At 50.6% G+C, this 22,125-nt stretch carries 15 protein-coding genes; all 15 read left to right on the forward strand.

Annotated features, from left to right (window positions below):
* Positions 1-16 precede the first annotated feature (16 nt).
* Positions 17-2,530: an autotransporter outer membrane beta-barrel domain-containing protein gene (locus G598_RS0115420; protein WP_026767673.1), complete on the forward strand. Its 2,514-nt coding sequence runs from the start codon at positions 17-19 to the stop codon at positions 2,528-2,530.
* A gap of 336 nt (positions 2,531-2,866) precedes the next feature.
* A complete protein-coding gene (gene ileS / locus G598_RS0115425) occupies positions 2,867-5,986 on the forward strand; it encodes an isoleucine--tRNA ligase (RefSeq protein WP_026767674.1) in 3,120 nt (1,039 codons plus the stop codon).
* A gap of 135 nt (positions 5,987-6,121) precedes the next feature.
* Complete coding sequence (locus G598_RS20300) at positions 6,122-6,487, forward strand: metal-sensing transcriptional repressor (protein WP_026767675.1); 366 nt, start codon at positions 6,122-6,124, stop codon at positions 6,485-6,487.
* Between the two features lie 33 nt (positions 6,488-6,520).
* Positions 6,521-9,634, forward strand: coding sequence for an efflux RND transporter permease subunit (locus tag G598_RS0115435; protein WP_026767676.1), 3,114 nt, complete (start codon positions 6,521-6,523; stop codon positions 9,632-9,634).
* A gap of 6 nt (positions 9,635-9,640) precedes the next feature.
* Entirely contained in the window at positions 9,641-11,161 is a 1,521-nt protein-coding gene (locus tag G598_RS0115440) for a DUF3329 domain-containing protein (RefSeq protein ID WP_026767677.1), read from the forward strand.
* A complete protein-coding gene (locus G598_RS0115445) occupies positions 11,155-12,612 on the forward strand; it encodes a DUF3329 domain-containing protein (protein ID WP_026767678.1) in 1,458 nt (485 codons plus the stop codon). The genes G598_RS0115440 and G598_RS0115445 overlap by 7 nt, the downstream gene beginning before the upstream one ends.
* A gap of 98 nt (positions 12,613-12,710) precedes the next feature.
* Entirely contained in the window at positions 12,711-13,079 is a 369-nt protein-coding gene (locus G598_RS0115450) for an Hpt domain-containing protein (protein ID WP_245582835.1), read from the forward strand.
* Positions 13,080-13,232: 153 nt separating this feature from the next.
* Positions 13,233-14,900, forward strand: coding sequence for a 2-isopropylmalate synthase (locus G598_RS0115455; protein ID WP_037364765.1), 1,668 nt, complete (start codon positions 13,233-13,235; stop codon positions 14,898-14,900).
* 839 nt (positions 14,901-15,739) lie between these two features.
* Positions 15,740-17,326 carry an anti-sigma factor antagonist gene (locus G598_RS18815; RefSeq protein ID WP_051180413.1) on the forward strand — a complete coding sequence of 529 codons (1,587 nt, stop codon included), beginning with the start codon at positions 15,740-15,742 and terminating at the stop codon, positions 17,324-17,326.
* Positions 17,323-19,050: an MATE family efflux transporter gene (locus G598_RS0115465; RefSeq protein WP_026767681.1), complete on the forward strand. Its 1,728-nt coding sequence runs from the start codon at positions 17,323-17,325 to the stop codon at positions 19,048-19,050. Before G598_RS18815 ends, G598_RS0115465 begins: the two co-directional genes overlap by 4 nt.
* A 159-nt stretch (positions 19,051-19,209) precedes the next feature.
* Entirely contained in the window at positions 19,210-19,926 is a 717-nt protein-coding gene (rpsB, locus tag G598_RS0115470; protein ID WP_026767682.1) for a 30S ribosomal protein S2, read from the forward strand.
* A gap of 92 nt (positions 19,927-20,018) precedes the next feature.
* Positions 20,019-20,885: a translation elongation factor Ts gene (gene tsf, locus G598_RS0115475; RefSeq protein WP_026760183.1), complete on the forward strand. Its 867-nt coding sequence runs from the start codon at positions 20,019-20,021 to the stop codon at positions 20,883-20,885.
* Positions 20,886-21,101: 216 nt separating this feature from the next.
* A complete protein-coding gene (locus tag G598_RS0115480; RefSeq protein ID WP_026767683.1) occupies positions 21,102-21,362 on the forward strand; it encodes a hypothetical protein in 261 nt (86 codons plus the stop codon).
* Complete coding sequence (locus G598_RS0115485; RefSeq protein ID WP_037364739.1) at positions 21,340-21,720, forward strand: toxin-antitoxin system HicB family antitoxin; 381 nt, start codon at positions 21,340-21,342, stop codon at positions 21,718-21,720. Before G598_RS0115480 ends, G598_RS0115485 begins: the two co-directional genes overlap by 23 nt.
* A gap of 190 nt (positions 21,721-21,910) precedes the next feature.
* On the forward strand, positions 21,911-22,125 hold a 215-nt coding region (tnpA, locus tag G598_RS19210), incomplete at its 3' end, for an IS200/IS605 family transposase (protein WP_157833378.1).

The following is a 22,125-nucleotide window of genomic DNA, read 5'->3' on the forward strand; positions in this document are numbered from 1 at the left end:
AAGGGGGATAAAATTAATGAAGAAAAAGGGATGGGCATCATTACTGACTGTGGCAGTATCCTGCTGGCTGTCAGTCACAGGAACGGTAAACGCAGAGGACAAGATATATTATGGACAGGGAGATGGTCATAATACAGGAAATATAGCCAATGTGAACTGGACACTGAATAGGGATTATTCGTATTATGGCGGCCATCAGTGGTTTTATACTGCCTATACTAAGGAGGGAAATGCTGCCAATAGCACGTTGACGATAAATGGCGGCACCTATACCGTCAATGGGGATGCAGTGCCTAACTCTAAATATGCCAACTACTTTTACGGCGGCATAACAGAGACAAGCGGCAGTGCCACAGGCAATAGCATTGTCATTAACAGCGGCAATTTCATCAATGAGTCCGGCACCTGGCAGGCAGCCGGTATTTATGCGGGCAAGGCCACGGGCAGCGGCTATGCTGCCATTAATAACAATGTTACGGTAAACGCGGGCAATTTTCAGGGATATACATATGTCTCTGCCGGCCTGGGCTATAATGGCAGTGATGTCGCGGATAATAAAGTCACGATCAATGGCGGCACTTTTGAAAAGGGAATTTATATCTTCGGCGGGCGCGGCTATACTACGGGCAATACCGATAATAACACCGTTACGGTGAACGGTGGCACGATTGGTGGGTACAGGGCTTTTATCTGGGGCGGCAAGGCCGATGACGGAGATGCACGCTATAATACCATCAATCTGACAGGCGGAGAAGCAGCCTCCATTCCTTCTGCTGAAAGCAACGATAAAAACAAGTTCACGGAGTATGAGCAGGTGGATGCCGAATTCTACGGCGGTTACACCCTTAATGGAGATGCTCTCTACAATACGGTCAATATCAGCGGCGGCTCGATTTCCACCAGCGGCACGGGGCTGGTTTATGGCGGCTATGCAAAGAACGGCAATGCCAATTATAACACAGTGAATGTCTCCGGCGGCACGATATCCAGCAAGCTGACCTTGCTGGGCGGCTTTTCTGTCGCAGGCGATGCCTCAGGCAATACCATCCGTCTGACCGGCGGTTCCGGAAACGGCTCTGTATATCTGCATGGCGGTATTACCATGAGCAGCACTGGCAATGCCACCGGCAATAAGATTGCGATTTATTTCCCGGCGCAATTAAAAGAAATCAGCGGCGGCGTTTATCTGACCGGGAATGTTACCGATGGTTTTAACTATAACCTTACCAATGCTGGCGACCTGTTTACGGGCAATGCGCTTTATCTGGCTTCTTCGGGCATAAGCGCCAAAAATATCTACAATTTTGAGACGCTTTCGTTCCATTTGCCTTCAACTTATCAGTCCGGCAGCAATATGCTGACACTGACCGGCACAGAGAACACCGACCTGAGCAAAACAAATATTGTCTTGTCGGCAGCAGGAGATGCCGCACTATCTGCAGGAAAGACCATAAATCTCATTTCTGCCCAAGGTACGCTCAGCTATGGCAGTCAGACGGAGGGGACGCTGAAGCAGGGTGTTTCGCTCAATTACCATTATACGCTTAAAAAGAACACCAACAGTCTGCAGGCTGTTTTAGGCGAGGCGGAAACGACCGCTGAAGCGAAATCTCCGGTGGAGACACGTGCGGTGCAGGCGGCCTTCTTAAACAGAGGAGCAGATTTGATCGCGACAGACGGGCTGTTGCAGGCAGAACGGGCCTCACAGGCAACCAGCAGTGCTGTCCGGGGCGAATGGTCGCCGTTCTTTGCCCTGCAGGGAGGCAAGTATCGCTATCAGACAGGCTCTCATGTAGACAGCCGGGGATTTAATGCCCTTTTAGGGATGGCCAGAGAAATCAAAAGTGGCAGCGGCAAACTTCTTTATGGCTTTGCCGGAGAATACGGTAAGGGGCGCTATGACAGCTATTACGGGAATATGCACGGCAAAGGGGATAGCGATTATAGCGGGGCGGCTATCTTTGTCCGCCGCCAGAACAATGGAGGAATGTACTACGAGGGCAGCCTTCGCGCCGGTAGAACCAAGGCAGATTACAGCTCCATGGATTTTACGGGCTATGTGGGCAAATCCATTGGCTATGATACCGACAGCAGTTACTATGGGGCGCATCTGGGCTTGGGCAAGGCGATTAAGCTGACGGGGAACAATGAAGTGGACGTTTCCCTCAGATATTTTTACAGCCATACAGGTGGCGACTCTGCCCGCCTGACCACCGGCGAAACCTATCAATTTTCTGCGGTCAACAGCCATCGGTTAAGGCTAGGTGCCAAGCTGACACATGCCTTCTCTGCGGAGAGCAAGGGCTATTTGGGCGCTTACTACGAGCATGAATTCGGCGGCGATGCCAAGGCAACGGTGGCTGGGTACAGCACGGGCACGCCCAGTCTCAAGGGTAACAGCGGCATTTTTGAAATCGGCTGGCTGCATCAACCGCAAAACAGCAATTTCACACTGAACCTTGGCTTGACGGCAGCCTGCGGCAAACAGCGGGGCCTTGCGGGCAAAGCAGGTATGATGTGGAAATTTTAGATAGCGTTACGTTGTAAATTCTCGTTGAAATTGCGTATGGTTTGTGGTAAACTATGAACTGTTAATGTGTAAATGCGTTGATGGAGAGAGTAACCTCTGAAAGAAATCTTTAGCGAGCCGGGGAAGGTGGGAGCCGGTAGAGAGTATTAAGGGGTGAAAATCACTTCGGAGCAGCAGGCTGAAAGCGGTTAACGCCTAGTAAGCTTCGCCGGTATTCCCCGTTACGGAATAGCGTATGTTGGTACGTGAAAAATAGGTGGTTTATAAGTGTAGGTATACCTGCATCCTGTTTTTGGGATGCAGGTTTTTTAGTTGTTTTTGTTAGGAGGAGTTCGTTTGTACAGCAAGGTTGACACCAATTTGAACTTCGTGGACAGAGAAAAGGAAGTTCTGGATTTCTGGAAGAAAAATAACATCGCGCAGAAGGCGATTGACCAGCGTGAGGGCTGCGATACCTTTACGTTCTATGATGGCCCGCCGACGGCTAATGGCAAGCCGCATATCGGTCACGTTTTGACCCGTGTTATCAAGGATATGCTGCCGCGCTATCAGTCCATGAAGGGCAAGAAGGTGCTGCGCAAGGCCGGCTGGGATACGCACGGTCTGCCGGTAGAACTCGAAGTCGAAAAGCTCGTGGGCATCAACGGCAAGGAACAGATTGAAGAATACGGCATTGAGCCGTTCATCAAGAAGTGCCGTGAGTCCGTTTGGAAATACAAGGGTATGTGGGAAGAATTTTCCGATGTTGTTGGCTTCTGGGCTGATATGGAACATCCCTACATCACCTACGAAAACGACTTCATTGAATCCGAATGGTGGGCGCTCAAAGAAATCTGGAAGAAGGGCCTGCTCTACAAGGGCCATAAGGTTGTTCCTTACTGCCCGCGCTGCGGCACCCCGCTGTCTTCCCATGAAGTAGCCCAGGGCTATAAGGACGTCAAAGAACGTTCTGCCATGGTCAAGTTCAAGGTAAAAGACGAAGATGCCTACTTCCTCGCTTGGACGACGACGCCCTGGACGCTGCCTTCCAACCTCGGCCTCTGCGTGAATCCGGAAGTGGATTACGTGAAAATCAAGGTTGACGGCACGGTTTACTACATGGCCGAAGCTCTCGTGGACACGGTCTTTGAAGGTGTCGAAGGCGAACGCGAAGTCCTCGAAAAGTACAAGGGCAAAGACCTCGAATACCGCGAATATGAACCGCTCTATGACTATGCTGTCGGCAAACTCAAGAAAAAGGCCTTCTTCGTAGTTTGCGATGACTATGTTACGACCTCCGATGGTACGGGTATCGTACATATCGCCCCGGCCTTCGGTGAGGACGATAACCGCGTTTGCCGCAAGTACGATATGCCGTTCGTGCAGTTCGTCAATAACAAGGGCGAAATGACGGAAGAAACCGACTGGGCTGGCGTATTTGTAAAAGACGCTGACCCGCTGATTATCGACGACCTCAAAAAGAGTGGCAAGCTCTTCAAGGCACCGAAGTTTGAGCACAGCTATCCGCACTGCTGGCGTTGCGACACGCCGCTGATCTATTATGCGCGAGAAACCTGGTTCATCAAGATGACGGATGTCAAAGACAAGCTCATTGCCAACAACAACAAGGTCAACTGGATTCCGAAATCCATCGGCGAAGGCCGTTTTGGCGACTGGCTCGAACATGTACAGGATTGGGGCCTGTCCCGTAACCGTTACTGGGGTACGCCGCTGCCGGTTTGGGAATGCGAATGCGGTCATCAGCACACGATTGGCTCCATTGCCGAACTCAAGGAAATGAGCGACAACTGCCCGGACGATATCGAACTGCACCGTCCGTACATCGACGCCGTGACCATTAAATGCCCCGAATGCGGCAAGGAAATGCACCGTGTACCGGAAGTTATCGACTGCTGGTTTGACTCCGGTTCCATGCCGTTTGCGCAGTGGCACTATCCGTTTGAGAACAAGGATATCTTCGAGAAGCGCTTCCCGGCAGATTTCATCTCCGAAGCCGTTGACCAGACGCGTGGTTGGTTCTACTCGCTGATTGCCATTTCCACGCTGCTTTTTGATGAAGCACCGTACAAGAATGTCATCGTGCTCGGCCATGTACAGGATAAGGACGGCCGCAAGATGAGTAAGTCCAAGGGCAATGCCGTTGACCCCATGCAGGCACTCGGTCAGCATGGTGCCGATGCCATCCGCTGGTACTTCTACGAAAACAGTGCGCCGTGGCTGCCGAACCGCTTCCATGATGATGCCGTGCAGGAAGGTCAGCGCAAGTTTATGGGCACGCTCTGGAATACCTATGCGTTCTTCGTGCTCTATGCCAACATCGACAACTTCGATGCCACGAAGTACACGCTCGATTACGACAAGCTGCCGGTTATGGATAAGTGGGTGCTGAGCCGCCTGAATACCATGGTCAAGGAAGTGGACAGCGACCTCTCCAACTACAAGGTTACCGAAGCTGCCAAAGCTCTGCAGGCCTTCACGGACGAACTGTCCAACTGGTATGTACGCCGCAGCCGTGCCCGCTTCTGGGCCAAGGGCATGGAGCAGGATAAGATCAATGCTTACATGACCCTTTGGACGGCACTCGTAACCACGGCCAAAGCTGCAGCTCCCATGGTTCCGTTCATCACCGAATCCATCTACCGCAACCTTGTTTGCAGCATTGATAAGAATGCTCCGGAATCGGTTCATCTGGCTGATTACCCGACGGTCAACGAAGCCTGGATCGATGAGGAACTCGAAAAGAACATGGAACTCGTGCTCGAAATCGTGGTACTGGGCCGTGCGTCCCGTAACGAAACCAACATCAAGAACCGCCAGCCGGTTGCCCATATGTATGTGAACGCAGAACGTGAACTCTCCGATTTCTTCAAGGAAATCGTAGCCGACGAACTCAACGTCAAGGAAGTTGTCTTTAAGGATGATATGGAAGAATATCTGACTTACAGCTTCAAGCCGAATTTCCGCGTGCTCGGCCCGAAGGTCGGCAAGCAGATTGGCGCAGTGAAGGCTGCCCTGGGCAAGCTTAATGGTTCCAAGGCCAAGGCAGAACTCGATGCTGCGGGCAAACTCGTCGTGGCTCTGCCGGATGGCGAAGTGACGCTTACGACGGAAGATGTGGAAGTTTCCATGGCGCAGACCGAAGGCTTTAACTGCCAGCGTTATAACGGCGTAACCATTGCGCTCGACACCACGCTGACGGAAGAACTCCTTGAAGAAGGTTTCGTCCGCGAAATCATCAGCAAGGTGCAGACCATGCGCAAGGAAAATGGCTTTGAAGTCACCGACCATATCAAAGTCAGCCTTTCCGGCAATGAAAAACTGCAGGCCATTGTGGCGAAGAATGAGGACTACCTCAAGGAAATCACGCTGGCCGATTCCGTTGCTTACGGAACGCTTGCCGGTGAAGCGAAGGAATGGAATATCAATGGTGAAAATGTAACCATCGCCGTTGAATAATCATAGGCAGACAGCAGCCGCCCTTTTGGGGGAGGCTGCTGATTTTTTTGCCATTGCTGACAGGAAAAAAACGCTTTGCAGCGAATATAAATAACGTTATGAACAATTTATGACAATAGGGAGACGTTAAATTCAATGAACGAACATACGCATATATTGGAAGATGGAACTGTGGTTACGCATACCCATGATGACCACCATGCGGACCATGACCATCATGGCCCGCATGGTCATACGCATTCGCACGCGCATACCAAGGCGGTGCTCAACCGCATGTCGCGGCTTATCGGCCACTTGGAATCTATCAAAGGTATGGTGGAAAATGGCCGTGACTGCAGTGAAGTCCTCATTCAGCTTTCAGCGGTAAAGAGTGCCATTAACGGTGTCAGCAAGATTATCCTCAAGGACCATATGGAACACTGCATTGTGGATGCGGTGCGGGATAACGACAAGGAAGCGATTGACCAGTTAAATAAGGCTATTGACCAATTTATGAAGTAACATGATGATACATTAAGCAGGCAGGTGTTTTTATTGGCTCAGTATTTTATCCGTCATCCTTTGCAGGCTGTGGTACTCGCTGTACTCCTGACCTTGTTCGGCCTGGTGGCAGCCTTCCGTCTGCCCATTGCCGAATATCCGAGCATTATGCCGCCGACGGTTTCGGTATCGGCAACTTATCAGGGTGCAGATGCCACGGTGGTACAGGATACGGTAGCAAATATCATCGAAGCGGAAATTCATGGCATTGACGGTTTGCGCTCCATGTCATCGAGTGCCGACGCTTTGGGCGATTATAAATTGGATATTGAATTTGCCCCGGGCGTAGATGGGGAAGTAGCAGCTGCCAGCGTGCAGAATCGCGTGGCAACGGTGCTGCCCTCGCTGCCACAGTCGGTGCAGAACTATGGTGTAACGACCAGCCGTTCCATGCCGGGCATGGTGTTCGTCATGTCCCTGTGCTCACCTAAGGGCACATATGACAGCATTTTTCTGCAAAATTATGCCAAGACGTATTTTCTCGATAAGATAAAACGTGTTTCCGGTGTCGGCAGTGTGGATGAGTACACGGAAGATTATGCCATGCGCATTTGGCTCCAGCCGGATAAGCTGGCGGCCAAGGGACTGGCGGTAGCGGATATGCAGTCGGCGATTCAGGAACAAAATGTTCAGCCTGCTGCCGGAACATTGGGGAAGATGCCGGTAAATAATGGGCAGGAACATCAGTTGGTGGGGCGGGTGCTGAACCGCCGCCAGACGCCGGAGGATTTTGGCAATATTGTTTTATCCGCTCAGCATGGTGAGCTGATCCGGGTTAAAGATGTGGCAAATGTGACGGAAGGACGGCGGGATACCCGCTATGTTTCCTATCAGGATGGACGTGAGGCCGCGACCTACAGCATTTCGTTGACGGATAGTGCCAATGCGCTGGAAACCATTGGCGAGGTAAAAAAAATCCTCGCGGAAGCGCAGACGATGTTCCCGCCGGATATGGAATACCGCATTGTGGTCGACCAGACCAGTTTCATTGAAGAATCCATGGCCGAAGTTGCCTATACCTTTGGTGAGGCGCTGCTTTTGGTCGCGGTGATTGTCTATCTCTTTTTGGGCAGCGGGCGGGCAACGCTTATCACCATGCTGGCGGTGCCTGTGTCGCTTATTGCGACCTTTTTTGTCTTTTATCTCTGTGGCTACTCGCTGAATTTGCTGACCCTCTTTGCCCTTATTCTGGCCATTGGATTGGTGGTGGATGATGCCATCGTCATTATCGAAAGCGTGTTCCGTTATGTCGAGCACGGCCTGCCGGTAGAAGAAGCGGCTTCGGCAGCCATGCGGGAAGTGCAGGCACCGATAATCGCGATTGCCTTTGTACTGGCGGCGGTCTTTGTGCCGGTTGCATTTTTGTCGGGCATGACGGGAACATTATACCGGCAGTTTGCCCTGACTTTGGTGGCGTCCATGAGCATTTCTGCCTTTGCAGCGCTGTCTTTTACCCCGGCCCTTTGCGTATTGCTGCTTAGGAACAAGGCGCAGGCGGCAGATAAAACGGGAATATTGGCGCGTTTTGCGCAGCTGCTTTCGAAGGTTGGGCGTAAATACCAGCAATGCTTGGGCTATTGCCTGCGGCGCGGCAAGCTGGTTTTGGCTGCCCTGTTCCTGCTGATTGTGGGTACCGGAGGCTTGTATTTCATTATGCCGCAGGAGTTTTTGCCGGAAGAAGACCAGGGCTATGTTATGGCCGGTTTGGCCTTGCCGGCAGGAACATCACTGAATCATACGATTGAGTCCATGAACCGTCTGACAGATAAACTGCAGGGGCATGAAGCGGTAAAGGCGGTTGTGGGCGTTGGCGGCACGGATTTGTTAGGCGATAATACGTGCCCCGATGCGGGCATTCTCTTTGTGGCGTTGAAGGATTGGTCAGAACGAACAGCAGATGGGCAGAGCGTGGATGATTTGCTGGAATGGCTGGATGGTGCAGCCAAGAAAATTGTTCCGGAAGCGGGAGTTACGGGCATCAATCCGCCTGCCTTGCCAGAACTGGGGCTGACCAGCGGCGTTTCGCTGCATCTGTTGGATTTATCCGGTCATTCGGAAGAAGAACTGCAGGCTGTTGTCGACCGGGTGGAAGCTGCTGCGCAAAAGCATCCGGAAATTGGCAGTATCGAAGCGGATTTTGATATGGGTACGCCCTATGCAGATTTTACGGTGAATGAGGACAAGGCAAAACTTTTGGGGGTGAACATGAGTGATGTCTACAGTGCCCTGCAGGTAAATTTCGGCGGTGAAGAAGTCAATGATTTTATCCGCTTTGGGCAGGTGTACAAAGTGGTTCTGCAGGCCGATACGGCTTTCCGCAGTGAAACGGAGGCCATGCGTTTCCTGTTTGTGCGTAACAGCGAAGGGACGATGGTGCCGCTGGATGCTTTGGTGCAGGCCAAAACTTCCTCTGGCCCGGTCAGCATAAGCCGTTATGACGGTGTGCGGAGCATTCACTTTGAAATTGAGTCGGGCGAAGATTCTTCGTCTGGTGAAGCGATGGATGCTATGGAAGAAGTTGTCCGTGAAGCAGCTCCAGATGGTTTCCAAATCGCTTGGAGCGGCATCAGCCGTCATGCGCGGGAAGCACAGACGGATACCGCGGTGCTGCTGGGCTTGTCCTTGGTCTTTGTGTTCCTGTGCCTGACCTTTATCTATGAATCCTGGCGCCTGCCCTGGGCAGTACTCCTGTCCGTTCCCGTGGGGATTGGCGGTGCGCTCGTTTCGGAACTGGCTGCAGGTCAGCCCGGCAGTCTTTATATGCAGATAGGCATACTCCTGGTCGTTGCGTTGACGGCGAAAAATGCGATATTGATTGTCGAATTTGCCAAGGAACGGCAGGCAAGAGGAACGGCGGCTATCCGGGCGGCTTTGACGGCGGCCAAACTGCGTCTGCGGCCGATACTGATGACTTCGGTGGCCTTTATTGCCGGTTGTCTGCCACTAGCGTTTGCTGATGGTGCAGGCTCCGGGGCACGCAGCAGTATGGGCGTGGCCGTGGTGGGCGGCATGGCACTGGCAACGATACTGGGGATTATGATTGTGCCGGTGCTCTATGTGGCTGTGGCAGGACGGCAGAAGAACAAACAGGTTGATGAGAGGAGATAATTGTTCATGGATGTTTGGGCGGACAGACTGTATGGCCTGTGGCAAGCCTTATGGCAGCGGCTGAGCTGGCAGATGCTGCTTTTCTTTGGCGCCGGTGTGTTTTTATGGCGCAATATCCTAATGCCGATGGTAGGGGATGATTATTCCTATGCCTTTATCTGGGACGGGGCTGATGCCGGCAATCTCATGGATAAGATTGGACCGCGGCAGAAAATTACCTCTTTGGCAGATATTGCTGCATCCCAGTGGTCCCATTACTTTACCTGGGGCGGGCGGGTGCCGGCACTTTTTGCCGTGCAGTTCTTCGCCTGGCAGAGGAGTGCGCATGATTTTTTGTTTGCTTTTGTCAATACGGCGTTCTTTGTTCTGTTGGTCTTCGTGCTCTTTTGGCTGGCGGCAGGCAGGATTGAACATCTGCGCAAAAGCAAAGCAGGTCTTTTATGGCTGTTGCTGGGCTTGTTTTTTGCCATACCCTCGTATATCTACACTATGGTATGGCTGACCGGAGCTTGTGTGTATCTGTGGACAGCGGTGTTGGAATGTGCTTTTTTACTGCCCTATGCGCTGGCTTACTGGCAGGATGACCTGCCACTCGATAAAGCGGGCTGGGCAGTGCCGGTGATGGCGCTGTTGGGGCTTTTTGCCGGTTGGTCGGTAGAGCCGGGGGCCATTGTCACGCTGCTCATTACGCTGGCTTTTCTGGTGATGTTTTATCGGCAGAAAAAATTGCAAAGCTGGCAGGTGGTGGGGCTTGGCTTCTTTATGGTGGGACTTCTTCTGCTTATGCTGGCGCCGGGCAGTATGGAAAGGTTAAGGCTTATGCAGGAACTGGCTCCGGAGTACACCATGCCGCCGGAACTTTTATGGACGCCCATCATGTTTCTGTATAATTTTGTGTCCGGCTTTTTGCCGGTGTTTATCGGGGAACTGCCGCTCTTTGTTCCCATCGTGCTCTGCCTGCGCTATGGGCAGTGCAGCAGGGCTTGGAAACATTACATTCTGCTGTTTACCGCAGGCAGTTTTTTGGTTCTGTGTGCGATGATGTTTTCACCGGATTTTCGTGCGCATGGTGCTTACCATAGTGTGATTTTTCTGTTGATAGCTTCAACAGCTGCTCTGCGGACGATTATACCGCTGGTGGCAGCGCAGTGCAGGCAGGTACCGAAAATCCGTTTGGTGGCAGCGGTGCTGTGCTTTACGGCTATCGGTTCGTGGCTCTTGTCAACGGTCCTGTGTTTGATTATCGAAACATCATACAGTCAGCAATGGGCTGAGCGGGAAAAAATTGTTAACGAGCACAGACAGGATGATCTGATTGTGGTGCCAGCGATTGAACTTCCCGGCCAATTGGATAAAATTACAGGCAATCGTTCTCTTACGGAAAGCCTGTTGATGTTTGGAGCCGATTTGGAAAGCGAACCACAGGACAATCGATCCCTTATGTATGCGCGATATCATGGGGTAAAGGGGGTTGTCATCGATAAGCAAATTGACTGGGGAAAATATGGGGAGGTCATTGAATGGTGAAAAAATTACAATCCTGGCAAATGATTTTACTGGTATTTTTGGGCGTATTCTTCGTGCGTAACTGCATGCTGCCTTTTGTATCGGACGATATACCCTATGCCTTTATTTGGGATGGTGCCGACCGGGGCAACCTTTTGGATGGTGTGGGGCCGCGGCAGCGCATTACTTCGTTTTACGATATTGTGGTCAGTCAGTGGTCGCATTATTTCACCTGGGGCGGACGGATTTTAGGTATCGGCCTTACGCAGCTTTTTGCCTGGCAGGGCAAGGAAATTTTTAACGTCCTGAACACATTGGTGTTCGGCAGCTTGTTGTTACTGGTATTCCGTATCGGTACCGGCCTGAGCCTGAAAGCGATGAACCGCACGTATATGCTCTGGCTGGTATTTGCCTTTTGGTTTCTCCTGCCGGACCCGTTTTTGACTACGCTGTGGATGTGCGGCAGCTGTGTATTTCTGTGGATGGGGCTGTTGGAATTTTTATTTTTACTGCCCTTTGCCTTAAAATACTGGCAGGCAGACTTTTGGGCAAAGCCGCCTAAGTGGGCGGTTCCGCTGATGGCTGTAAGCGGCCTGTGCGCCGGCTGGTCGGTGGAAACCGGCGCGGCGGCAGCGGGGCTTATCACACTTTTTGCGCTGTGGCATTTCAAAAAGCAAAAACAACTGCAGTTGTGGATGGTGAGTGGTTTTATCTGCCTGTGCATTGGTGGTATTATGCTGGTCGAGGCTCCCGGTGAAATGGTGCGGATGGAATTGCAGCGGCTGTATGAATACAATCCCGGTTTGCCTGCGGATATGTACTGGACACCGCTGATGTTTCAGATTACCTTCGCTGAATGTTTTTGGCCGGTAACTAAATTGTGGCTGCCACTGCTGGCGCTTATCGGTTATTATGTCTTTGGGCTGCCCAAAGGCCAGCGCTGGAACAAGGTCACGAAGTTTCAGGCTGTGATGATAGCCGGTGCTTTGGGCGTTATGCTGGTGATGATTTTTGTGCCGATGGCTCCTGCGCGGGCGGGCTTTTTCTCGACGGCAGCGGTTATCGCCGCTTCGGTTACGGCACTCAGGGAACTGATGCCTTACAAGGAGAAATTTTATCAGCAGCATAAGGGCATGTGCCGTGGCGTTTTTGCTTCTGTCTTTGCCTTATGGCTGGCTACGGCGGCAATTTATTGTGCTGTGGAATGGGATGTGCGGCAGCAATGGATGAGCCGCATTGATTATATCAATGCGCATAAAGAACAGGATTTGGTCGTGGTGCATCAGATTGATGTGCTGCCTATCAGTGATGAAATCTGCGAGTACCTGGGCTGTGTGACCTGGAATACGGATGTTCTGGCCTGGGGCTCGGATTTGGAACCACGCGAAGAAGGCAGCCACAACCTCATGTATGCGCAGTATTACGGCTGGAAAAAGGTCATAACCGATGGCGAAGACCGCCGCGTAGAATAATGCAGGAATTATTTTTCGCTTCGGCAGGAAAACAAGGGCTTTAGCGCGAAGTATAGGAACAAGAACAGGAGTGGCTGTTAACGCGAAAGGATGCGAACATGATGGAGCAGTTGGAGATCAAACAAACGCTGGGTGACGTAGGCGTTGAATACGACAAAGGCTTGGAACGGTTCATGGGAAATGTGGCACTTTATCATAAGTTTTTGGTAAAATTCCTTGACGATGGCTCCTTTGCTGATTTTACCCAGTCATTTGCTGCTGGTGATATCGAAAAAGCGGGGAAATGCGTGCATACCTTGAAGGGCACCGCAGGCAATCTGAGTCTGATGGGGCTGTTTAAGGCCGCCGACAAGATGGTGCAGGCCATTCGGGCAGGCAAAAGCCGCGAGGAACTCACGGCATTGGCAGCTGACGTCAAAGAGGTTTACGAGAAAAACTGTGAGGCCATAAGGAAGACGGTTGGTTAAATTGATGTTTACAAATTAACACAAAAAACTTGCAAAAATAGTATCAATATGTTATTGTAGTATACGACACAGGGAAATGCGTAGTGCATGGCCTTTCGTCTCCTCTGCTGGAGGAGGGGGAAGGCTATTATTTTATGGAGGGGAATGCTGATGATGAATTATCAGAAGTATAGTAAAGGTTATTTTATGCCGCCGGAGATGGATTTGGAATGGGCGAAGAAAGACGCCCCGGACAAGGCACCTGTATGGTGCAGTGTCGATATGCGGGACGGCAATCAGGCGCTGATTATTCCGATGAATCTCGATGAAAAGCTGGAATTTTACAAGATGCTCCTCAAAGTCGGCTTCAAGGAAATTGAAGTTGGTTTCCCGGCAGCTTCGGAAACAGAGTATGAATTCCTGCGTCGGCTAGTGGAAGATGACCTTATCCCCGACGATGTGACGATTCAGGTATTGACGCAGGCCCGCGAGCACATTATCCGCAAGACCTTTGAGGCACTGAAGGGCGTGAAAAATGCCGTCGTGCATGTCTATAACTCTACGTCTGTGGCCCAGCGTGAGCAGGTGTTCCGCAAGTCCAAGGAGGAAATCAAGGAGATTGCCGTGGAAGGCGCCAAACTCCTCAAAAAGCTGACGGAAGAAGCCGGGGAAAACTACCGCTTCGAGTATTCGCCGGAATCCTTCACAGGAACGGAACCAGAATATGCGCTGGAAGTTTGCAATGCGGTGCTTGATGTATGGCAGCCCACGGCAGACCGAAAGGCCATCATCAACCTGCCTGTAACCGTGGAAATGTCCATGCCGCATGTCTACGCTATGCAGGTTGCCTATATGAACAAGCATTTGAAGTACCGCGAAAATGTGGTGCTCTCCCTGCATCCGCACAATGACCGCGGCTGCGGCGTAGCCGATACGGAAATGGGGCTGCTCGCCGGTGCTGACCGTGTCGAGGGCACGCTCTTTGGCAATGGTGAGCGTACTGGCAATGTGGATATTGTGACTGTGGCCATGAATATGTTTGCCTTGGGCGTTGACCCGGGGCTGAACCTTGAAGATATGCCGGTTCTCGTGGACACCTATGAACGGCTGACCCGTATGCAGGTCGGTTATCGCCAGCCTTATGCGGGCAAGTTGGTCTTTGCGGCGTTCTCCGGCTCCCATCAGGATGCTATTGCCAAGGGCATGAAGTGGAAGGAAGAAAAGAATCCCGACAAGTGGACGCTTCCTTATCTCTATATCGACCCGCAGGATGTGGGTCGCGAGTACGATGGTGACGTCATCCGCATCAACAGCCAGTCCGGCAAGGGCGGTGTGGGCTTCATCATGGAGCAGAAGTACGGCATCGATATGCCCAAGAAGATGCGGGAGGATTTCGGCTATCGGGTCAAATCCGTTTCCGACCACAAGCACAAGGAGCTTATGCCGGATGAAATCTATCAGATTTTCCAGCATGAGTATGTCAACATCGCAGAGCCTTATGAACTTGTAGACTTCCTGCTCAAAAAAGAGCCGGACGGCACGCGTTCCGGTACGGTGGATGTGAAAGTCAATGGCCAGCTGGAAACCTTTGTGGCCAAGGGTAATGGCCGTTTGGATGCAGTGTCCAATGCACTGCAGAAGAATCTGGGCGTGAAGTACAAAGACCTCACCTATAGTGAGCATGCTTTGGAAATCGGCCAGCATTCCCGCGCAATTGCCTATATTGGCATTAAGGATGAAGAAGGCAAGACGCATTGGGGGGCCGGGATGGATACGGATATTATTACCGCGTCCATTCAGGCGCTTGTAAGTGCGATTAATCGGATGCAGGCGGGCAAATAAGCTGGATCATAAGTCAATATGATAGGGAAAGGCGCCCGGTGCCTGATGATACATTTCCTCTGCTTAGACAAGCTTGTCAAACGCGACGGAAACGTATCATCAGACACCGGGCTTATTGCGTTAATGTAAAATTGGCAAGTTGGAGTTTATCGATGTTATTGCGAGATTGAATTATTTGTTACAGCTCAGTTTGGGCGGAGGTGGTAATACTTTTCGCCGTTGCACTGAATGACCCACAAGTGAACGTATGGGTTTTTAGTTACCTGCGCCGGGCAGGCCGGCGGCGCGTATGCTCAGCTCAAATTCTAGGAACTGTTGTTTGTGGGCCAGTCCTCACTGCGTTCGGACGGTCGTTCCACGGCGAAAAGCATCACCACCTCCGCCCAAAGAAAAGTCCGTATAAAATGATATTTTCTCGGTGATAAGCAACAAGTACATCGATGTTCTTGTTACAGGAGCAACGAGTTCATGGCAATAGCATAGACCGTAACTTGGGGCGGACGGGGAAGTGCTTTTTCTGTAGGAGCGACTGCCTGAGCACAGCGAAGGCCGGCCCGACGTAGGCATTTACTAGAAAGCACGCTGAAAGACGCGCCGCTGGCCTGCCCGGCGCATACAGCTAAACAGCGATTTTTTTCAGGGAGGGTCGTTTAGCGGAATCAGAAAAAGTACTTCCCCGTTCGCTCCTGACTACGTTGTGCAGTATGGGGGACTTTTTGAAGATGTTTGCGATAAATAGAGGAAAGTTGATTTGTGTGTCGAATATGAATACAGATAAGGTTGCTTATATGTACAGGTCTGTTTGTATAGGGCAGAGCGTATAGAATGGAGTGTTTGGTATGGCTTTGGATGTTGTCAAAAAAACTGTAGGCGAGTTGTGGCAGGTGGAACTGTCCGGCAGACTAGATGCTGTGGAAGCGCCGAGTTTAGAGCAGGCGTTGGTGGATATTCCGGCTGGCATTAAGGTCATTGAACTGGAATTTTCCCATGTTGATTATATTGCTTCTGCTGGGCTGCGTGCGTTGCTGGTGGTGAAGAAAGCGGCGGCCAAGCAGGATATCAAAATCATCATCAAGAACCCGCAGCAGGAAGTGATGGATGTTTTTGATGTTACTGGTTTTACGAATTTCTTTGAGATTGTGCAGGCGAATCAGGTCGGAGAGATAACCGGGCCGACGGATGGTTTTTATCCGCTGAGGCCGATTCAGCGCTGGCTTGTGGACACCCATTTCCGCAAGGCAAATTCGACCATGATGAATATCGGTGCGCTGCTCAAGTTGGACGAGGCTTTGGATTTGGAGCGTCTGGCTGAGGCGGTAAATGAAGTATTGGAGATGTATGATATTTTCCGCTGCCGGCTGGTCTTCCACCCGGATACGGGAGAGGTCTGCCAGCGGTTTGATGGCAGCGTGTCCAAGGTGCGTGTGGAAATTCTTTCGGAAATGGCCTTTGAGGAGCGCAAGCGGGAATTGGAAAAGCCCTTTAAGATTATTGACCGGCCGCTGTATCGTATTTATCTGATGCTGACACCTTCGGGGAAGTATATTTATGGAGACTTTTATCATGCCATTATGGATGGTACGGCGGTTATCCTGCTTTTCTGGCGGGAAGTCAATAAACATTATATGCGCAAGACCGCGAAACGCCAGCCGGCAAGCTATGCGGAATATGTATGGGAAGAAGCGCAGGAACTGCAGTCCGGGCAGGAGGAAGGCCATCGCTACTGGCAGGAAATGTTAGCCGGCTTTGACCCGCAAAAACATCTGCCGCCGACAGATGTCAGCCGTGAAGACAGCTGGCATGAGGGAGCAGTGGACTGTGACCTCAACAACATCAACCATAAATTCTTTGCTGACCGTCCTTACAGCGAAAATACCTTCTTTATCGCGGCCGCAATGGCCGCTATGGCCAAGGTTACTGGGAACAAGGAAGTCATTATGAGCTGGGTGCATAATGCGCGTACCTCCATTAAAGAAATGCGTCTTATGGGGCTGATGCTCAATCAGTATCCGCTGAAATGGGATTTCGGGCAGGATATGTCCGTCACGCAATTCCTTACGGCATTGGAGGACAAGATTGGCAAGGGCATTACTTATGCCAAAGGGCTGGATATGGTTTATAAGGACGATTTGGAAGGTGAATGTGCCAGCTTTATCCTGCAAAAGGATACGGATATTAAAGCGTCCTATATCCTTGGCGGCTTGCCCTGTCAGGTGGAGGAGATGCCGCCCAATAAGCGTTCGGCCGCAGAAAATGTGCTCGATATCGCGGTGACGGTGCTTGATGATGGTTCTTATTCGCTGAAACTTGCCTATGATGCCAGCCGTTATTCGGAAAAGGCAATGCAGCAGTATGCCGCGGCCTATGATGAAATGCTTTCGGCTATGCAGGCAGAAGATTGTAAATTAGCGGAGATTTTGCCGTGAGCCGCTTTAGCTTTTGGGGCGAAAAGACGGTAATTTCCACTCGTTTTCGTTCGGTTTTTGCCGCCGCCATGTTTTCCATGGCTAGTGCCTATGTGCTGATTCTTACGGATAACGTGGCGGCAGGGCAGCTGGTGGGGGAAAACGCGGTCGTCAGCATGACGCTGGTTTTTCCCTTGATTACCTTTATTATCTTTGTCAGCTACCTGATTGCTGACGGGTTGGCCATGATGCTTTCCTATGCGCAGGGGCGGGGCGACCGCGAGCGGGTCAATCAGTTGTTCAGCATGGGCGTGCTGTTGGCTGTGGGCGTGGGGCTGGTCTTTGTGGCCGGGATGTTTTTCTTTCGGGAAAACCTGCTGGCTTTTTGGGCGATTTCGCCACAGCTCATGGGCTATGCCCGTGACTATTACAATGGCCTGCTGTTTTATGCGCCGCTGATGTTTCTAAACGTATTCTTTTATACCGTATTTGTGGCAGAAGGTCAGGAACGAGTCTGTGTAATCGGGGCGATATGTACCTTTGTGGTCAATGCGTTGCTGGATATTGTCCTCTGCCTGCAGATTGGTGTCATGGGCGTGGGCATTGCCACGAGCTGCGGCCTGCTGGCGGCGGTGCTGGTGCAGCTTTATTTTCTGAACGGTGGGCGCAGCCGTCTGCGCTTTCGCTGGTACTGGCATACCAAAGATGTGCTTTATGGCGTGGTCTACAGCTTTTATCACTCTTTGGATACGCTGTTCTTGTCGCTGCTACCGGTGGCATTGTCTTCCTGTGTCATCAGCCATTTCGGTGAAGAACACATGATTGTCGTGACGGTGGCGGTCAATCTGCTCACGTTGATTATTGCCCTCTATACGGGTCTGGTGGATTGTTTGCAGCCCATGATTTGTCAGTATCATGCCGAGGAAAATTTGCACAGCATTCAAAAGACCATGGACATCGGCATACGGGCAACGGTGCTGATCAGTCTGTTGTTTACCGCTTTGGGCATGGCACTGGCGGGCTTTTTGCCCATGCTTTTCGGTGTGCGTGATGAACAGATGATAGCCGAAACGGTGGCGGCTGTGCGCTGCTTTCTGCTGTTTATCGTCTTTTTAGGCTGTACGCTGATGTACAGTAACTACTATATTTATATTGAAAAGCGGAATTATGGTGCCTTGCTGAAAGTTTTCCTGCTGCTTGGCTTTCCCTATGTGGGTATGGAAATGGGGGCACTCTGTTCCATGAATGAGATGTGGCTTGGAACAGGTGCGGGCTTTGTCCTGGCTTATGTGTTTAACGCGTTCTGGACAGGCAGTAAAGGCAAGCTGTTTTTGGACAAGGAAAAGCTTGCCCGCCAGTATTCCTATGATACAGATTGTACCACGGAAAAGGTAGTGGCATTATCCCGGCAGGTGGCAGAGGATATGGCAGTTGCAGATATCACCCCACAGCAGCGCAATTTACTGATCGTGTTGGTGGAGGAAATCGGTACGCATGCCAGCAGGCGGGCGGCAGACAAGCCTTTCCAAATGGAATTTTCCATCCTGCTCGGCGAGAAAAACGCATCTGACCTGACCTTGATTGTCCGGGATAACGGCAGCCCCTATGATATCATCAAAACCGCCCAGCAGGGCAAGTTCACCTATCAGGATTACTTTATCGAATCCATTACGGTGAATTGTCTGCGGCGGGTTTATTTAGCCAGCGGCGATGAAAACCGCATGATTTTGCGGATAGGCGCGTAAAAATTTATTTTAGCTATTGCGCCGGGATTTCTCTTATGATATAATTTTTCGCGGTGTAAGAAAAAAAGCATGGGTTGCCGATATCTGCCCTGTGCCTCGGGTATGGAGGTGGTGCAGAAGATGAGGAGCCCAGAAGAACAAAACAGGAGGTGCACCAACATGGCAGTTATTTCCATGAAACAGTTACTTGAAGCAGGTGTTCATTTCGGACACCAGACCCGCCGTTGGAACCCGAAGATGGCTAAATACATCTTTACGGAGCGTAACGGTATCTACATCATCGACCTGCAGAAGACCGTTAAGAAGGTTGATGAAGCATACGCATTCCTGCGTGACGTTGCTGCAGAAGGCAAGAGCGTTCTCTTTGTTGGTACGAAGAAGCAGGCTCAGGAAGCCATCAAAGAAGAAGCTCTCCGCGCTAACATGTTCTATGTGAACGAACGCTGGCTCGGCGGCATGATGACCAACTTCCAGACGATCCAGAAGCGCGTTAACCGCCTGAAGGAACTCGAAGCTATGGAAGCTGATGGCACGTTTGAAGTTCTGACGAAGAAAGAAGTTCAGGGCCTCCGTCATGAAATGGAAAAGCTCGAGAAGTATCTCGGCGGTATCAAAGAAATGAACAAGCTCCCTGGTGCTCTGTTCGTAGTAGACCCGCGCAAAGAGCGCATCGCTGTTGCTGAAGCTCGTAAGCTCAACATTCCTATCGTTGCTATCGTTGACACGAACTGCGATCCGGATGAAGTTGACTACGTAATTCCGGGTAACGATGACGCTATCCGCGCTGTAAAACTCATGACTGGCCGTATGGCAGATGCCATCATGGAAGGTCGTCAGGGTGAAGGCGGCGACGCTGCAGAAGCTGCCGCTGAGTAATTGATTACTCGCTCAAGGTAAAACTTATGGGGTAAGGGACTATTATCCCTTACCCTTTTATATTATTTGCGAATTTAGGGAGGAAATAATAAATGGCAATTACGGCTGCAATGGTTAAAGAACTGCGCGAAAAGACGGGCGCAGGCATGATGGACTGCAAGAAGGCTCTGACGGCTACCGATGGTGACGCTGCAAAGGCTGTTGACTGGCTCCGTGAAAAAGGCATTGCCAAAGCTGAAAAGAAGGCTGGCCGCGTAGCTGCTGAAGGTGCTGTAGGCGCATTCGTTGCTGCTGATGGCAAGACGGGCTGCGTTGTGGAAATCAACTGCGAAACCGACTTTGCTGCTGGCAACGACCAGTTCAAAGAACTCCTGGCTAAGGTTGCTGAGCACATCGTTGCTACGAAGCCGGCTGACATGGATGCCCTCAACGACAGCGAAATCGAAGGCAAGAAGGTTTCCACGCTGATCACCGAAGCTACGGCTACCATCGGCGAAAAGATTTCCCTGCGTCGTTTCGCTTGCTACGAAACCGAAGGCCGTCTGGCCAGCTACATCCACATGGGCGGCAAAATCGGCGTTCTCGTTAACATGACGGGCGGCGACGAACAGCTCGGCAAGGACATCGCTATGCAGATCGCTGCAGCTGCTCCGATGGCTGTTGACCGCGATGGCGTTGACGCTTCCGCTCTCGAACACGAGAAGGAAGTTCTCCGCAAGCAGGCTGAAGAAGAAGGCAAACCGGCTAACATCATCGAACGCATGGTTGAAGGCCGTATCAATAAGTTCTACAAGGAAGTCTGCCTCAACGAACAGATTTTCGTTAAGGATTCCGAAAAGACCATCAAAGATGTACTCGGCGATGTAAAAGTTACCGAATTCACCCGCTTCCAGCTGGGCGAAGGCATCGAAAAGAAGCAGGACGACTTCGCTGCAGAAGTTGCTGCACAGCTCAAGTAATTTCATACTGAGATAAAGGAAGGACTTATCAACGGGAGACTGTTGATAAGTCCTTTTTATTATTTAGGGAGATTTAATTAAATAGCCAGCCAAGAAAACTCTTAACGCCGCTGACAATGCTGTGAGTGATTTCATGTGGAATCCTCCTAAGAATATGCTTTGACACCATATATAACACCATGATATAATGAATGTAAACATACGAGAGGTGTTATTGTGTCTAAATTTGACAAACTTCTGCAACGTATTAAGCAGTTAGATAAAGGCTTGCGTTTTGATGAAGTAAAAAAAGTTTTGTTGTCGTATGGTTATGAGCTGAAATTTCCTCATGGTGGCAGTAGTCATGCGACTTTTCGTAAGCATGGTTATGATAGTATTACGATTCCTACGCATGAGCCTGTTAAGCGTATTTATGTTCTGTTAGTTAAGGAAGCAGTAGAGAGGATTGATGAAGATGAAGCAGGAAAAAACGCTTGAATATTATCTTTCTTTGCCTTATAAGCTGGAAATCATTCCTGATACCGTGGAGGGTGGATATGGTGCACGTTACCCGGAACTTCCAGGTTGTATTACTTGCGCTGAAACGATGGAAGAGGTAATTCGCAATGCCGAAGATGCTAAGCGCGAATGGCTATTGTCTGCATTGGAAGATGGTATGGAAATCTTTGAACCTGTGGAAGAAGGAGCAAATCAGTATTCCGGACAGTTTAAGCTGCGTATACCTAAGATACTCCATAAAACATTAGCTGAGCATGCGAAAAAGGAAGGTATTAGTATGAACCAGTATTGTATGTATCTGCTTTCGCGTAATGACGCTTTCCATACAGTTGGTTGATTTGTACATATCGCTATGCATCTAATTCTTTATGTTTTTCGTTTAACCTAACCCGCAAGAAGTCCTCCATCTCTTAGGTGGGGGATGAAGGCGGGTATGGCGAATTTACATAAGTAATTGAGCCATACAATTGCTTTTTGTCTTATTGGGTAGTATAATCAGTCGTAAAAGAGAAAGGACTTATTATACTATGGAATTAGATAACAATAACCATTCAGTGTTCTTACTCTATTATCATCTGGTTTTGGTAGTGAAGTATCGTCGCAAGGTATTCTCTGAACGAATGAGCCAATATGCTAAAGATATTTTTGTTCGCATTGGCTCATCATACAACATTACGTTGGAGGAATGGAATCACGACCAAGACCATGTGCATATCATGTTCCGTGCTCATCCTAATACAGA

This window comes from Selenomonas ruminantium subsp. ruminantium ATCC 12561 (genome assembly GCF_000424065.1).
Lineage (GTDB): Bacteria > Bacillota > Negativicutes > Selenomonadales > Selenomonadaceae > Selenomonas_A > Selenomonas_A ruminantium.